A 12,819-nucleotide genomic window follows, 5' to 3' on the forward strand; every position below is an offset into this window, starting at 1 on the left:
TCACTGCGCCGCGAGCAGGTCGGCCGTGGCCGCCTGCAACGAAGTGACGGCCTCTGCGGCGGGGGTCTCCCGACGCAGCACGCGGAGCTGGCTGTCCACGTAGGCCTTGCTGTACTCGGCGTGCGCGCCGCCCGGCAGCGACACCCAGGGGGTGGTCTGCTGCTCGCGCACCGCGACCCAGTCGGGGTTCTTCTCGTAGACATCCGCGAGGTACGCGGGGTCGTCGGCGACCGACGGCAGCAACGGGATGGTGGCCGTGGCAGCTACCGTCCTGGTCACGGCCTCGGGGCTGAGCAGCGTCTGCAGCGCGTCGCAGACTGCCCGCTGACGCGCGGGATCCTTGGTGGTGATCACGAAGCCGTTGGTGGAGCTGACCGCGACCTGCTTGCCCCCGTCCATCGTCGGCACCGGGGCGAGCCGGATCGAGACCTTGCCGCTGGCCTTCAGCGCCGGGTAGCCCGAGGCCGAGGTGATGATCATGCCCAGCTTGCCGGCCGCGAAGGCCTCGTTGGCCTCGGCGAAGAAGTTGGAGTAGACGGGGCTGCTGCCGTCGCCCGCCATGGTGGCGAACAGGTCAAAGGCCGCCGTGCCGCCGGGGCTGTCGATCCCGAGCGCCTTGGTCTGCGGGTCATACACCCGGCCGCCGAGCGAGGCGACATAGCCCTGGAAGTTGTAGTCGTTGCCGAAGTACGCCGTGCCGCCGGCGGCGCCGGTGGCCGCGATCGCCTTGGCGGCCTCGTGGAACTCGCTCATCGTCGTCGGCGGCTTGTCCGGATCGAGGCCGGCCTTGACGAAGAGGTCGTCGTTGTAGAACAGGGCATTCGGCGTGACGTACCACGGCACCTGGTAGCTGGTGCCGTCGACCGCGATGCCGTCGAGGACGCGGCGGTCGAGCTCGGCGCCGGACTCGGTGAGGCAGGCATCGGCGGGCTGCGCGGCGCCCGCGTCGATCATGGTCTGGTAGGTGGCATTGGTGACCCGGACGGCGTCTGGGCCCTTGCCGGAGGCGAGGCTGACCAGGGCCTTCTGTGCGGTGTCGACATCGGTGTCGGCCGACATCTGCAAGGTGACGGGCGCCGCGGCGTTCGCGGCGTTGTAGTCGTCGAAGAGCTGCTGCAGCAGCTCACCGTTCTGGGCCGACTGGCCGGAGACGATGATCACCGGGCTGTCGGTCGTCGAGGCCGTGCTGTCGGGGGAGGCGCAACTGGTCAGCACCAGAGCCGCGATGGTCGAGGAGGCGAGCAGGGCGAGGGCAGGGATACGGACGGAACGATTCATGATGATCTTCCTTGTGCTGAGCGTTCGGGGGCAGGGCGAGGAGCTCGAACGGCGCTGGCCGAGCGAGTGGGGTGAGTGGTCGTCGGGGCTGGTCAGCCGGTCTGGCCCTTGAGGGCAAGGCCGCGGATGAACTGACGCTGGGCGATCAGGAACGCCGCGAGCAGCGGAAGTACGGACAGGGTGGCCATCGCCATCTGGGGGCCGTAGTCGGTCACGGCATCGGAGTTGACGAAGCTGATCACGCCGAACGGGATGGTCGCCGAGGACTGGTCGGTGAGAACGAAGGATGGCCAGAAGTAGGCGTTCCAGGCGGCGGTGATGGTGAACACCCCGAGCGAGGTGATCGCGGGGCGGCTCGATGGCACGACGATCTCCAGCAGCACGGCGAGCGTACCGGCCCCGTCGATCCTGGCGGCGTCGAACATCGACTGCGGCAGCGAGACGAAGTACTGGCGGAGCAGGAAGATCGCGAAGGCGTTGCCGACGAAGGGCAGGATCAACGCGGGCAGGGTGTCGATCAGGCCGACATTGCGGAAGACCAGGTAGATCGGGATCGCGATCACCTGGAAAGGCAACAGGATGAGCAGGCCGAGCAGCCAGACCCCGACCGTCCGGCCGGCGAAGCGCAGCCGGGCGAGGGCATAGGCCGCCGGGACACAGACCACCACCTGCAGCAGGAATGTGCCGAGGCAGACGATGATCGAGTTGCGGTAGTACAGGGCCAGTGGGACCCGCTCGGCGACCTCGACGAAGTTGCCGAGGGTGAGGTTGGCCAGATAGCGGCCGGCCAGGATGTCGTCGGTCGGGGTGAACGCGCTGAGCAGCATCAGCGCGATCGGTCCCAGGACATAGACCGCGCCGAGGGCGAGCAGGCCATGACGGGCGAGTTGCGGAATGATCTTCATCGGACGGCCCCGGCTTCCAGGCGGCGGGCGTACCCCGTGCGTTGGACGGCGGTGACCAGGATCGACAGGGCCAGCAGCGCGAGCGACAGGACCGCGGCCCGGCCGATGTCGAAGAAGTGCACGCCGCGTGACCAGATGGCATAGGTCAGGGTGGTGGTGGAGTTCAGCGGGCCGCCCGCGGTCATCGCCGCGATCACGTCGTAGGCCTGCAGCGCCGAGCTGGCCGTGACCGCGAAGGCGAACACCGTGGTCGGGCCGAGTGCCGGCCAGGTCACGTGCCAGAACCGGCTCCAGTCGCGCGCGCCGTCGATGGCGGCGCTGTCGTACTGATCGCCCGGGACCGTGCCGAGGGCTGCGAGGTAGAGGACGGTGATCAGCCCGAACTGGTGCCAGATGCCGACGATCGCGATCGCGCCCATCGCCAGATTCGGGTCGCCGAGCCAGTCGCGAAGGCCGAACAGCGGGCCGAGGACGGTGTCGACGACCCCGGTGTCGGGCCGGAACATCCAGCGCCAGACCGCGCTCATCGCGACGAGCGTGGTCGCCGCCGGGAGGAAGTAGACGCTGCGCCAGAAGCCCTGCCCGCGGGTGAGGCCGTTGATCGCCAGCGCGACGATCAGGCCGAGCGCGAGGGAGGGCAGGACGGTGAGCAGGCCGTAGGTGACCGTGTTGCGGATGCTGGTGACGAACTCCGGGTGCTGGAGCTCCGTGACGAAGTTGTCCAGCCCGGCGAAGGTCATCGTGCCGCCGATCAGGTTCACCCGGAACAGGCTGAGCGCCAACACGATGATCAGCGGGGCGATCACGAACACGATGATGCCGAGCGCCGCCGGGCCGATGAGCAGCATCGGCACCACTCGATTGCGGGCGTCGCTCACAGCCCACCGCCTTCGACGAGTTCCTGGATGCGGGCCAGCGACGCGCGATGTTGTCCCGGGTTCATGTTGATCACCGAGAGCACCAGCGCGTCGGCCACCGCCAGGAAGGACAACCGCGACGCCCAGGCCTCGACCCCGGCCCCGACGACGCCGGCGCCGACAACGAGCGCATGATCGGCGAGCTCGGCGAGCGGCGTACGCACGAACGAGGTGACGCCGACGATGGTGGCGCCGGTCGCCGCCGCGTCGTGCAGCAGGTCGATGACCGGCTGGTAGGTCCCGCCGTGCAGGAAGACCAGGCAGACATCGGCCGGCCCGAGCCGCGCCGCCCGGATCCGCTGGATCTGGCTGTCGGCCGGCGCGTCTGCGGAGATGCCGAGGTGGTTCAGGCGGTAGGCGACGTCCAGGGCGACCGGCGCACTGAGCGCCGCCCCGATGGCGAGGACGTGGCGCGCCTCGGCGATCGCGGAGACCGCGGCGGACAGCGCGGCGGGGTCGACGGACTCGGCCGTCTTCCGCAGCGACTGGGAGCCGATCGTCGCGATCTTGCGCAGGGTCTCGATCGGGGTGTCGGCCGACTCGAGCGGCGTTGCGGATTCCAGGGTCGGTTCGGTGATGGCCAGCGCGATGGCGAGCTGCTGGTAGCCGGCGAAGCCGACACTGCGGGCGAAGCGGATGACGGTGGTCGCGGAGGTGTCGGCCCGGGCGGCGAGCTGTGCCGCCGTGGAGCCGATGACTGCGCGGGGGTCGGCCAGGACGATCTCGGCAACGCGCCGCTCGCTCGCCACCAACGAGCCGAGCGCCGCCTGGATGCGGGCGATGGCGGTGGGCTGTTTCGTCACGAGAGGAACGCTAGGGGCCCCGGGCGACTCATGTATGGCCATAACATGAACGATTCATGTTATGTATTCTCATGACATGAACTAGTCGGCGACACCGTAGAGACGGTCGCCGGCATCGCCCAGGCCGGGCACGATGAAGCCCTGTTCGTTGAGCCGCTCGTCCACCGCCGCCACCACGAGCGTCGTGGGCACCTCCAGCTCGGCCAGCAGTTCGCGCATCCGGTCGATCCCCTCGGGGGCGGCAAGCAGGCAGATGCAGGTGATGTGGTCGGCCCCGCGATCAACCAGGAACCGCACCGCGGTGGCGAGCGAACCGCCGGTGGCGAGCATCGGGTCGAGCACATAGCACTGGCGCCCGGAGAGATCGGTCGGCAGCCGCTCGGCATAGGTCACCGGCTGCAGCGTCTCCTCGTTGCGGACCATCCCGACGAAGCCGACCTCGGCGGTCGGCATCAGCCGCGACATGCCCTCCAGCATCCCGAGCCCGGCGCGCAGGATCGGCACCACCATCGGCCGGGGCTCGCGCAGGCGTACCCCGGGAGCGGCCGCCACCGGTGTCGGCACGGTGGACGGCTCGACGCGTACCTCGCGGGTGGCCTCGTAGGCCAGCAGGGTGACCAGCTCCTCGGTCAGCCGGCGAAAGGTCGGCGAGTCGGTGTCGCGGTCGCGGAGCAGGGTCAGCTTGTGTGCCACCAGCGGGTGGTCGACGACGCGGAGTTCCACAGGTGGCACTTTGGCACACGGCCGGAGAGGTCCGAGCGAACCTGCCGCATTTGCCGGTGCCGCTGGCGGTCACGATCTGTCACCATGGGGCGGTGAACGGGAGGCGGAGATGAGCGATTACGACGTCGACGACTACGAGTCGTTCGATCTGGGCCGTGCCGGTGGGTCCGGTACGCCGTCGCGCCGCGAGGCCGATGCCGCGGCCGAGGACTCCGACTTCGACGAGGACGAAGACGACGAACTGGACGACGAGCCCGAGGATGCCGAGGACGACGAGATCGATCTCGTCCTCGCGGTCTATCGGGAGGACGGCGTCGCGGTCGCCCGCGCGCTGCCGAAGGAGCTGGCCAACGATCTGGAGGAGCTGATCGTCCAGCTCCGCCGGCTGCCGGGCGATGCCGGCGCGATCGGATTCGTCTCGCTGGTGGGCGAGGTCTTCGTGATCGTCCGGGTCCGGGGTCGCATGGTGCAGACGCTCGTCTCCGACGCCGCGTCCGCGACGGAATGGCCGATCGCGCGCGACGTCGCCGACTACCTGGGCGAGTCCGACATCGACGAGGACGAGGCCGAGCCGCTCGGTGATCTTGGCCTGCTTGCCGATGTGGGAATCAGCGAACTCGATCTCGAGGGCTTCGTCGCCGAACTGGACGACGACGCAGACTCCGACGAGGTCGTTCTCGACATCGCCGACAAGCTCGGCGTCGGGCGCGAGGTGCGCCGGGTGGTCGACGCCGAGTTCGCCTGATCATCGATGGCGTCGCGCTGGGATGCCGCGATGGCGCAGGCGCTGGACCGGGCGCGGGCCGCGGCCGATCATGGTGACATTCCGGTCGGCGCGGTCGTGCTGGACGCCGGCGGCGAGCTGATCGCCGAGGCCGGGAACGAGCGGGAGCTGACCGGTGACCCGACCGCGCATGCCGAGGTGCTCGCGCTGCGCCGGGCCGCGGCGCGGCTCGGGGAGTGGCGGCTGTCCGGCTGCACGCTCGTGGTCACGCTGGAGCCGTGCACGATGTGTGCGGGTGCGTCCGTGCTGTCCCGGGTGGCGCGGCTGGTTTTCGGCGCCTATGACCCGAAGGCGGGTGCGGTCGCGTCGCTGTTCGACGTGGTACGCGACCCGCGGCTGAATCACCGGCCCGAGGTGATCGGCGGCGTACGGGCCCAAGAATCCGACGCCCTGCTCACCGCGTTCTTCGCCGGGCGGCGCTGACGCCGCGGATGCGGGCGCGAGCGGAGGCGCAGGCCCGCATATCGTGTGCAATCATGCTCGGCATGACGCAACTGCGGATCGCCGATGTCGCGCGCCTGCTGGCCGTCAGCGACGACACGGTACGCCGCTGGGTCGCCTCCGGCGCGCTGTCGGCCGGCGCCGACGGCGCCGGCCGCAAGGTGATCGACGGTCGCGAGCTGGCCCGGTTCGCAGGGGAGCGGGCGCCCGGCGTACCCGAACCGGTCGGGCTGACCAGTTCGGCGCGCAACCGCTTCGTCGGCCTGGTCACCAAGGTCACCCGCGACACCGTGATGGCCCAGGTCGAGCTGCAGTGCGGGCCCTACCGGGTGGTCTCCCTGATGAGCAGCGAGGCCGCGGACGAGCTCGGGCTCGAACCCGGTGTGGTCGCCACGGCGAGCATCAAGTCGACCAATGTCGTCATCGAGGTGCCGGAGGAGAAGTCATGATCATCGCGACGCGACGCGGGGTGGCGCTGCTGGTCGCCGGGGTGGTCGCATCGCTGGCCGCCTGCGGCGGCAACACCGGGCAGCCCACGACCGACGGGGCTGGCGGGCGTACCCTCACCGTGTTCGCGGCCGCCTCGTTGAAGACCACCTTCACCACGATCGCCGACGACTTCGAGCAGGCCAATCCCGGCACCACCGTCGCGCTGAACTTCGACGGTTCGGCCAACCTGGTCCAGCAGATCCAGCAGGGCGCGCCGGCGGATGTGTTCGCCTCCGCCAACACCGCGAACATGACCAAGCTGACCGACGCCGATCTCACGGCCGCCGAGCCGGTCGACTTCGCGAGCAACACGCTCCAGATCGCGGTCGCACCCGGCAATCCCTTGCAGGTCAAGGGATTGGCCGATCTGGCCGATCGGGAGATCGTGACCGTGCTCTGCGCGCCGCAGGTGCCGTGTGGCGCTGCGTCGGTCACGGTCGAGGAGGCCGCCGGCATCGACATCGCACCGGTCAGTGAGGAGCAATCGGTCACCGATGTGCTGAACAAGGTCGCCAGCGGCGAGGCCGACGCCGGGCTGGTCTACCGCACCGATGTCAGCGCGGCGTCCGACCGGGTCGCCGGTGTGGAGTTCCCCGAGTCCTCCGCCGCCGTGAACGTGTATCCGATCGCCCGGGTCGGCACGAGCGGCCAGCCGGACCTGGCCGACGCGTTCATTGCCCACGTCACCGGCCCCGACGGCCAGCGGGTGCTGGCCGACGCCGGTTTCGCACGGCCGTGACGGAGGCGGTGGCGAGGCGGCGCGCGTCGAGGCGGTCCCGGGGCGACGCGGTCCGGGTGCCGCGCTGGCTGCTGGCTCCGGCCGCGATCGGCGCCGGCTTCGTGTTGCTGCCGCTGGCGGCGATGCTGATCAAGGTCGACTGGGCGCGGTTCCCCGCCCTGATCACCAGCGAATCATCACGGGCCGCGCTGCTGCTGAGCGTGCAGACATCGGCGGCGAGCATGATCATCTGCGTGCTGCTCGGCGTACCGCTCGCCGTGGTACTCGCCCGAACGAGCTTCCCCGGACAGTCCCTGCTGCGATCGCTGGTGCTGCTGCCGCTCGTCCTGCCGCCGGTCGTCGGCGGCATCGCCCTGCTCTACACCTACGGCCGGCTCGGGCTGCTCGGGGCGTACCTGCAGATCGCCGGGATCAACATCTCCTTCACCAGCACCGCCGTGGTGCTGGCCCAGGCGTTCGTCTCGATGCCCTATCTGGTGGTCAGTCTGGAGGGTACGCTGCGCAGCTCCGGTGAGCGCTACGAGCGGGTCGCGATGTCGCTCGGCGCCGGGCCGAGCGCCACGCTGTGGCGGATCACGCTGCCGCTGGTGCTGCCCGGCCTGGTCTCGGCGGCGATCCTGGCGTTCGCGCGCTCGCTCGGCGAGTTCGGGGCCACGATCACCTTCGCCGGCAGCCTGCAGGGGGTGACGCGGACCCTGCCGCTGGAGATCTACCTGCAACGCGAGACCGACCCCGACGCGGCGGTGGCCCTGTCACTGCTGCTGGTGGTGCTGGCCGTCGCCGTGATCTGGCTGGTCCGCGGCTGGCAGGACGACCGGGGTGCGGGTCGGTGAGTGCGGGTACGCCGTCGCCGCCCGGCCTTCGGCTTCGCGCGGGAGTGGCCGATCGCGGGTTCGATCTCGAGCTCGAGGTGGCCGCGGGCGAGTGTCTGGCCGTGCTCGGTCCGAACGGGGCGGGCAAGTCGACGCTGTTGTCGGTGATCGCGGGGTGGCTGCGGCCCGATCACGGCCGCGGCATGATCGGCGACCGGGCGATCTTCGATCTCGACACGGGCCTCTGGCTGCCGCCCCATCGCCGCGAGGTCGGCCTGCTCGCCCAGGCAGCGCTGCTGTTCCCGCATCTCACGGTGGCCGAGAATGTCGCCTTCGGGCCGCGCAGTGCGGGCGCGGGGCGAACCGAGGCCGCCGCCCGCGCGCGACACTGGCTGTCCGAGGTCGACGCGGTCGAGTTCGCCGGTCGTCGACCGGGGGAACTGTCCGGCGGGCAGGCGCAGCGGGTGGCGATCGCGCGCGCCCTGGCGGCCGAGCCGCGGGTACTGCTGTTGGACGAGCCGCTGTCCGCGCTGGACGTCGACATCGCCGTCGGGATTCGGCAGTTGCTGCGGCGAGTGCTGGCCGAGCGTACCGTCGTGATCGTCACCCACGACGTGCTCGACGCGTTGCTGCTCGCCGACCGGGTGCTGGTGTTGGAGAGCGGGCGGATCGCGGAGTCCGGCCCGACCGCGGAGGTGCTGGCGCGACCGCGCAGCCGGTTCGGGGCGCGGTTCGCCGGCCTGAATCTGCTGTCCGGTGTCCGCGCGGGTGATCATCTGCGCGCTCCGGACGACACGGTGATCATCGGGCACGTGATCGACGAGGAGCGCCTCGGCACGGGTGCGGCCGTGGCGGTGTTCTCGCCCAGCGCGGTGGTGGTCTCGACGGATCGGCCCGTTGGGGTGAGCACCCGCAACGCCTTCGAGGCGATGATCACGGAGTTGGAGCCGCTGGGCGAGAGGATCCGCGTACACACCGATCGGTTCGCCGCCGACGTGACCGCGGCGGCCGTGGCCGAGCTCGGGCTCGCGCCCGGCCGGCCGGTCGTGTTGTCGGTCAAGGCCAGCGAGGTCGAGATCTACGCGGCATGACACGACGAGGGCCCCGCGCGATCGCGGGGCCCTCGCGTCTGGTTGCGGTGCCGGTCAGCCCTGGGCTTGGGCCTGCAGCTCCTTGGCCTTGGCCTCGGCCTCGTCATAGCGATCCGGGTACGCCGAGCGCTGGACCGACTGGGCAAGCTGGCCCGCGGTGTAGCCCGGGTTGTTCGCGTCGTTCGGGATCGCCTGGTCGAGGTAGGCATTGGTGGCGTACTCGACATTCGTCACCTGCTCGGGCGTACCCCAGCCGGCGGACGGGCGCTGCTGGAAGACGCCGAGCGAGTCGCTGTCGCCACAGTTGAGGTTGTTGGCGTGGGACTCGACCCAGGCGGCCTCGTAGGCCGACAGGCGCACCTTGGCCGACGCATCGCGCTCGTCGAGCTCGCGCTCGATGATCGTCAGGACCTCGGGATCGGCGTTCGCCGGGACCTCGCAGGACGCGGTGTCGGTCGCCGACACGTGGGTGCCCTCGTTCGGGGCCGCGACGGCGGTGCCCGCGAGCGGACCGAGCAGGCCGAAGGTGGCGCCGGCGGCGACGGCCAGGCCGGCAAGACCGCGGACGGCGGGGGTGTGGGTACGCGTGGTCATTTCAGTTCTCCTTGTGTTTCTGTGTTTCCGGATTGTTGAAATTGTCGAAAGGGGGTCGTGCTCAATTGATGGTGATGTATTGGAGCGTGAAGTCGGTGCCCGACGTGTCGCGCTGCTTTTCCGCGACCTGCGAGTCGGCCTTGGGCCCGGAGGTGTTGCCCTCGATGGTCGTCACCGTGCCGTCGCCGATGGACTTCACGATTCCGATGTGGTCCCAGACGCCGTTCTTGTCCCAGTCGTAGACGATGAAATCCCCGGTCTTCGGTTCGGTGGTCAGGGACAGGCCGTTGTTGGCCTCGGCCAGGTCGACATAGGCCTCGACCCCGACCTCGTTGTGCGGCTGGAGACCGAGCTGGTCCTGGGTGACCCAGGAGGTGAAGCCCGCGCACCACGCGTCATCGCTGGTGTTGAGGTAGTCCCACTCGCCGTAGAAGTACTTGTCCGCACCGGGGCCGGCGACGGTGCCGACCTGACTTTCTGCGGTCTCGACGATCTTTTGCCGCTCGGGATCGGTGGGTGCGGCATCCGCCGGTGCAGCGCCCGGCGCGCCTGCCATCAGCCCGACCGCGGTCAGCGGTATCGCCGCGATGGTCAGTTTCCGGAACATGGGGTGGTTCACTCCTTGAATTCGGACTCTGATATGGCTCTTTGTCTGTTCCGTTTCGGATCGGCGGCGGTTGCCGGTCGATCCACCCACCACGTAATCGGAGTTCGCGGCCCGGGTGCAATGGCCCGACCGGTCGCATCGCCGAGATCGCCGATGATGATCATGGGCAGGCGGCGTCCCGGCGGCATCAGCGCGTATCTCGATCTGATTACGAAACGTTCCACATCGTGAGATGGAGCGATCATCTCCGCCGCAGTTGATCATGGCGCCCGGCGCGCTCGCGCGGCCGACATGCAAACGGGCCCCGCGATCGCGGGGCCCGGCTGGCGGTGACGGTGGGATTTGAACCCACGGTAGGTCTCCCTACACTCGCTTTCGAGGCGAGCTCTTTCGGCCGCTCAGACACGTCACCGCCGGTCAGGATACCGGCAGTTCACCCGCGATTTCCAATCGCGACCACACCGCGCGCAGCGGCGCGGATCGGCCGCGGGCCCCAGGGGTGATGCGAGAGACTGTGGCCCAGGTGGGGAGGTGAGCGCGATGGTCGAGCTGTCGATTGCGGTGCTCGCCGGGTCCTTGGTCGTCGTGGTGGCCATCCTCGCCACCCGGTTCGGCTCGCGGTTCGGCCTCCCGTCGCTGTTGATCTTCCTGGCGATCGGCGCCGCGATCGGCGACTCCGGACTCGGTGTCCGATTCGACAACTTCGAGCTCGCCAATGTGATCGGCTTCACCGCGTTGGTGCTGATCCTGGCCGAGGGCGGTCTGACCACCCGGTGGACCGAGATCCGTGGCGCCATCGGGATTGGTGCGCTGCTCGCCACCGTGGGCATCGTCGTCTCCATCGCCGTGGTTGCCGTGATCACCCACTTCGCCCTCGGCCTGGACTGGTGGATCGCGGTGCTGCTCGGGGCCGTCTGTTCGCCGACCGACTCGGCGGCGGTCTTCTCGGTGCTGCGTCGGCTCCCGCTGCCCCAACGCCTGCGATCCGTGCTCGAGGCCGAGTCGGGCTTGAACGACGCGCCGACCGTGCTCGTGGTCAGCATGGTCTCGTTGATCGCCGCGGGCAGCGCCACCCTCGAGAGCTCGGGCGGCGTGCTCGGCACCATCGCGCTCGGCGTCTTCGAGCTGGTCGTCGGCGTCGCCTGCGGGGGCCTGGTCGGCTGGCTGGGGATACGCCTGCTGCGCTGGGTGAACCTGCCTTCCTCGGGGCTGCAGTCGATCGCCACCCTCGCTCTGCCCTGCCTCGCCTTCGGCGTCGCCTCGGTGCTGCACACCTCCGGCTTCGCGGCCGTGTACGCCGCGGCGGTGCTGATCGGCAATGCGCGGCTGCCCTTCCGGACGGCCACTCGCTCGTTCGTGGAAGGGGTCGGCTGGATCGCCCAGATCGGCCTGTTCGTGATGCTCGGGCTGTTGGCCAGTCCGGCTCGGATCACCCCGCACGTGATCATGATCGCGCTGGTCGCCGGCGCCGCGCTGACCTTCCTGGCCCGCCCGCTGTCCGTCCTCGTCTGCACGATCTGGTTCCGGCTCGGTTGGCGCGAGGACATCTTCTTGTCCTGGGCCGGCCTGCGCGGCGCGGTCCCGATCATCCTGGCCACCGTGCCGCTGGTCGAGGGCGTGCCCAATGCGCTGTTGCTGTTCGACGTGGTCTTCGTCTTCGTGATCATCTTCACCCTGTTGCAGGCGCCGACCCTGCCCTGGCTCGCCCGGCGGCTCGGCCTCGCCGACACCGAGCCCGACGAGGTGGACCTCGAGGTCTCCAGCCTGGACGAGATCTCCGCCGACCTGCTGCAACTCCGGGTCGCGCCCGACTCGCGCCTCGCGGGAGTGGAGGTCGGCGAGCTGCGGCTGCCGCGCAATGTGGCCATCTCGCTGGTGATCCGCGGCGACGCGATGTTCGCTCCCGGCGCCGCCGAGGTGATCCGGGCCGGAGACACGCTGCTGATCGTCAGCCCGGCCGCCCTGCGGGGCGCGGTGGAGAATCGGCTCCGGCTGGTCAGCCGGCACGGCCGGCTGGCCGGATGGCGGCGGGCCGCCCGGCGTACCCTCCGCGGAGACGGTACGCCGTGACGGTGCGCCTCAGTTGGCGGTGCCGGGCTGGATGAGCTGGGGCAGGCAGATCTGCGGCTCGGCGTAGTCGATCCGATTGGCGGCGTCGTCGACGAATCCCGGGTACTTCTCGCCGACCCGGATCTCGACCGAGCGATCCGCCCGGCCGTCGCCGACGATCTCGGCATCGCGGAAGAATCCGGCCACCAGCCGCACCTCGGGATTCTCGGGCGCGGCGCCGACGATCATCGTCCCGGCCGGCCGGCCGGCGTCGTCGCCCTCGTAGTTCGAGGTGCTGGCCACGACGAAGCCCTTGTCCTGCAGTGCCTTGGTCACCTCGGCGGCCAGGCCGCGACGCCCGCCCGCGTTGAACACCCGCACCGTGACCTGCTCGGCCTTCAACTGACCGTCGGTCACCGGCTGCGGTTCGCACGGCTCGACCTCCGGCGGCGGCGGCGGCGCGGTCAGCCAGTCATAGCCGACGCGGAACCCGACGAACAGCAGCGCCAGCAGCGCGAGCAGCGTCAGCGGGGTCTTCAGGCCCCGCAGTACGCGTATTGCGGTGTCCGAGGTCGGTTCGTCCACCG

At 70.0% G+C, this 12,819-nt stretch carries 15 protein-coding genes and 1 tRNA gene; 7 read left to right on the forward strand and 9 right to left on the reverse strand.

Annotated features, from left to right (window positions below):
* The 5 genes from GGQ54_RS09380 to upp all read right to left on the reverse strand — a co-directional run bounded on the left by GGQ54_RS09380 (position 1) and on the right by upp (position 4,626).
* A complete protein-coding gene (locus GGQ54_RS09380; RefSeq protein WP_179445145.1) occupies positions 1 to 1,278 on the reverse strand; it encodes an extracellular solute-binding protein in 1,278 nt (425 codons plus the stop codon).
* 92 nt (positions 1,279 to 1,370) lie between these two features.
* Positions 1,371 to 2,183, reverse strand: coding sequence for a carbohydrate ABC transporter permease (locus GGQ54_RS09385; RefSeq protein ID WP_179445146.1), 813 nt, complete (start codon positions 2,181 to 2,183; stop codon positions 1,371 to 1,373).
* Positions 2,180 to 3,061 (reverse strand): ABC transporter permease subunit, encoded by an 882-nt coding sequence (locus GGQ54_RS09390; RefSeq protein WP_179445147.1) that lies wholly within the window; start codon positions 3,059 to 3,061, stop codon positions 2,180 to 2,182. The genes GGQ54_RS09385 and GGQ54_RS09390 overlap by 4 nt, the downstream gene beginning before the upstream one ends.
* Positions 3,058 to 3,903 carry an SIS domain-containing protein gene (locus tag GGQ54_RS09395; protein ID WP_179445148.1) on the reverse strand — a complete coding sequence of 282 codons (846 nt, stop codon included), beginning with the start codon at positions 3,901 to 3,903 and terminating at the stop codon, positions 3,058 to 3,060. Before GGQ54_RS09395 ends, GGQ54_RS09390 begins: the two co-directional genes overlap by 4 nt.
* A gap of 81 nt (positions 3,904 to 3,984) precedes the next feature.
* A complete protein-coding gene (upp, locus tag GGQ54_RS09400) occupies positions 3,985 to 4,626 on the reverse strand; it encodes a uracil phosphoribosyltransferase (protein ID WP_179445149.1) in 642 nt (213 codons plus the stop codon).
* Positions 4,627 to 4,735: 109 nt separating this feature from the next.
* Between upp and GGQ54_RS09405 the strand changes: the two genes are divergently transcribed.
* The 6 genes from GGQ54_RS09405 (at position 4,736) to GGQ54_RS09430 (ending at position 8,982) form a co-directional block, all read left to right on the forward strand.
* On the forward strand, positions 4,736 to 5,371 hold the full coding sequence (locus tag GGQ54_RS09405; RefSeq protein WP_179445150.1) for a tRNA adenosine deaminase-associated protein: 636 nt from the start codon (positions 4,736 to 4,738) through the stop codon (positions 5,369 to 5,371).
* A gap of 30 nt (positions 5,372 to 5,401) precedes the next feature.
* Entirely contained in the window at positions 5,402 to 5,833 is a 432-nt protein-coding gene (gene tadA, locus GGQ54_RS09410) for a tRNA adenosine(34) deaminase TadA (RefSeq protein ID WP_179446530.1), read from the forward strand.
* Positions 5,834 to 5,895: 62 nt separating this feature from the next.
* Complete coding sequence (locus tag GGQ54_RS09415; protein ID WP_179445151.1) at positions 5,896 to 6,300, forward strand: TOBE domain-containing protein; 405 nt, start codon at positions 5,896 to 5,898, stop codon at positions 6,298 to 6,300.
* Entirely contained in the window at positions 6,297 to 7,079 is a 783-nt protein-coding gene (modA, locus tag GGQ54_RS09420; protein WP_179445152.1) for a molybdate ABC transporter substrate-binding protein, read from the forward strand. The genes GGQ54_RS09415 and modA overlap by 4 nt, the downstream gene beginning before the upstream one ends.
* Before the next feature lie 56 nt (positions 7,080 to 7,135).
* A complete protein-coding gene (locus GGQ54_RS09425; protein ID WP_343045916.1) occupies positions 7,136 to 7,912 on the forward strand; it encodes an ABC transporter permease in 777 nt (258 codons plus the stop codon).
* A gap of 44 nt (positions 7,913 to 7,956) precedes the next feature.
* The gene (locus GGQ54_RS09430) at positions 7,957 to 8,982 is read left to right on the forward strand and encodes a sulfate/molybdate ABC transporter ATP-binding protein (RefSeq protein WP_343045917.1); all 1,026 of its coding nucleotides are present in this window, start codon (positions 7,957 to 7,959) and stop codon (positions 8,980 to 8,982) included.
* A 54-nt stretch (positions 8,983 to 9,036) separates the two neighbouring features.
* On the opposite strand, the gene GGQ54_RS17025 is transcribed toward GGQ54_RS09430, so the two are convergent.
* The 3 genes from GGQ54_RS17025 to GGQ54_RS09445 all read right to left on the reverse strand — a co-directional run bounded on the left by GGQ54_RS17025 (position 9,037) and on the right by GGQ54_RS09445 (position 10,595).
* Complete coding sequence (locus GGQ54_RS17025; protein WP_179445154.1) at positions 9,037 to 9,576, reverse strand: hypothetical protein; 540 nt, start codon at positions 9,574 to 9,576, stop codon at positions 9,037 to 9,039.
* 61 nt (positions 9,577 to 9,637) lie between these two features.
* Entirely contained in the window at positions 9,638 to 10,183 is a 546-nt protein-coding gene (locus tag GGQ54_RS09440) for a CHAP domain-containing protein (RefSeq protein ID WP_179445155.1), read from the reverse strand.
* 324 nt (positions 10,184 to 10,507) lie between these two features.
* Positions 10,508 to 10,595: transfer RNA gene (locus GGQ54_RS09445), tRNA-Ser, on the reverse strand.
* Between the two features lie 128 nt (positions 10,596 to 10,723).
* Between GGQ54_RS09445 and GGQ54_RS09450 the strand changes: the two genes are divergently transcribed.
* Positions 10,724 to 12,253 carry a potassium/proton antiporter gene (locus tag GGQ54_RS09450; protein WP_179446532.1) on the forward strand — a complete coding sequence of 510 codons (1,530 nt, stop codon included), beginning with the start codon at positions 10,724 to 10,726 and terminating at the stop codon, positions 12,251 to 12,253.
* A gap of 9 nt (positions 12,254 to 12,262) precedes the next feature.
* Here GGQ54_RS09450 and GGQ54_RS09455 read toward each other — a convergent pair whose 3' ends face one another.
* Positions 12,263 to 12,817: a LytR C-terminal domain-containing protein gene (locus tag GGQ54_RS09455; RefSeq protein WP_179445156.1), complete on the reverse strand. Its 555-nt coding sequence runs from the start codon at positions 12,815 to 12,817 to the stop codon at positions 12,263 to 12,265.
* Between the last annotated feature and the right edge of the window lie 2 nt (positions 12,818 to 12,819).

The organism is Naumannella cuiyingiana, from assembly GCF_013408305.1.
Taxonomy (GTDB): Bacteria; Actinomycetota; Actinomycetes; order Propionibacteriales; family Propionibacteriaceae; genus Naumannella; species Naumannella cuiyingiana.